Origin of the sequence: Rubellimicrobium roseum (genome assembly GCF_006152145.1) — a bacterium.
Classification (GTDB): Bacteria; Pseudomonadota; Alphaproteobacteria; order Rhodobacterales; family Rhodobacteraceae; genus Rubellimicrobium; species Rubellimicrobium roseum.
In genome coordinates, this window is sequence record NZ_VDFV01000145.1 from 1 (window position 1) to 1,357 (window position 1,357).

2 protein-coding genes are annotated in these 1,357 nt (G+C 68.1%); both read left to right on the forward strand.

Features of this window, described 5'->3' with window-relative positions; all coding sequences use genetic code 11:
* The first annotated feature begins 480 nt into the window (after positions 1 to 480).
* Positions 481 to 786 carry a UBP-type zinc finger domain-containing protein gene (locus tag FHG71_RS23230; protein ID WP_176559615.1) on the forward strand — a complete coding sequence of 102 codons (306 nt, stop codon included), beginning with the start codon at positions 481 to 483 and terminating at the stop codon, positions 784 to 786.
* A 125-nt stretch (positions 787 to 911) separates the two neighbouring features.
* A partial coding sequence (locus tag FHG71_RS23235) for a Crp/Fnr family transcriptional regulator (protein WP_139084172.1) occupies positions 912 to 1,357 on the forward strand: 446 nt, incomplete at its 3' end.

Below are 1,357 nucleotides of genomic sequence, written 5' to 3' on the forward strand. Positions count from 1 at the left end.
CATGGCCGCCCAGATAAGCAGGCAGACCCGCCGCGCGAGCCCCCTCGCTCATGGGTTACGCAACAACGCCCAGCCCTATCCAGGGGCGTTCCTCTACCACTCGAGCCGGCGGCAGGTTCCGCCCCCCCTGCGCGCGCTCATCGACTTCCTGAAGGACTGAAGTCGCGTCCTCTGGGCAGGCGTCTCGGCCAGCCGACCCAGCCAATCGGCTGCGGCTCACGATGTCATGTCGGCGGATCGGAACTGGACACCAACAACACCAGCTCGGCATCTCCACGTATCTCGGCGGGGTCCGCCAATTACGAGGAGATCCCAATCGGGCGTCCGACATGATGCATTCCGCGCCAACGGATCGTACGGGATCCGGCCGTCATGCCGGAACATGCCCTTCCGCCTTCCCAGCTCGTTGGGGAGATGCCAGAGTCTGCTGGGATGGCTGCACGTCCGCAAGGATCAGCCCAAATTGAAGGAGCCGCGATCTTGGCCGAGACCTGCACGCATCTGGACACGATTGTCGAGGTCACGCCCAGCGCCCGGGGCTGCGAGGAGTGCCTCCAGACCGGCAGCCGGTGGGTCCACCTGCGCCTCTGCCGGACCTGTGGCCATGTGGGCTGCTGCGACAGCTCGCCCAATCGTCACGCGACGGCGCACTTCCACGCCACGGGTCACCCGATCATCGAGGGTTACGACCCGCCCGAAGGCTGGGGCTGGTGCTACCTGGACCGCATGGTGGTCGATGTCGGTCAGCCCACGCCGCAGTCGGGCCCAATCCCGAAGTTTGTCTGAGCCCTTGGCGTCCGGCTCGCCCCGTCTCGGGGCGACCTGCCCATCCAGCCAGATGCCTCCAATCTGCCCCCGTCGTAGCAGTCTGCCGCCCTCTGCCCGCTGACCTTTCCGCTGGAGCCCTCCCGATGACTGACGCGCTCGCTGATCGGAACGTTCTGGCCGGCCGGCAGGAGCAGGCCTTTCCGCGCCTGTCCTCGGCCGAGGTCGACCGCCTGCGCCGCTTCGGGGAGGTCCGGACCTATGCAGACAACGAGCGCCTCTTCAGTGCTGGGCAGCCCGGGCTCGGCCTCTTTGTGGTTCTCCGGGGGTCGGTGGCCATCACGCATCCCGACGGGCTGGGCCACGCGATCCCAATCGTCGAGCAGGGTGAGGGCCAGTTCCTGGCCGAGATCGGCGCGCTTTCGGGCAAGGCCGCCCTTGTCGACGGCCGGGCCCGCGGCGAGGTTGAAACCCTTGTCCTTTCGCCTGCGGGGTTGCGCGCGGCCCTGGTGGCCGAGGCGATGCTGGGCGAGCGCATCATGCGTGCGCTCGTGCTGCGCCGCGTGTCTCTGATCGAGACCGGGGCCGGGGT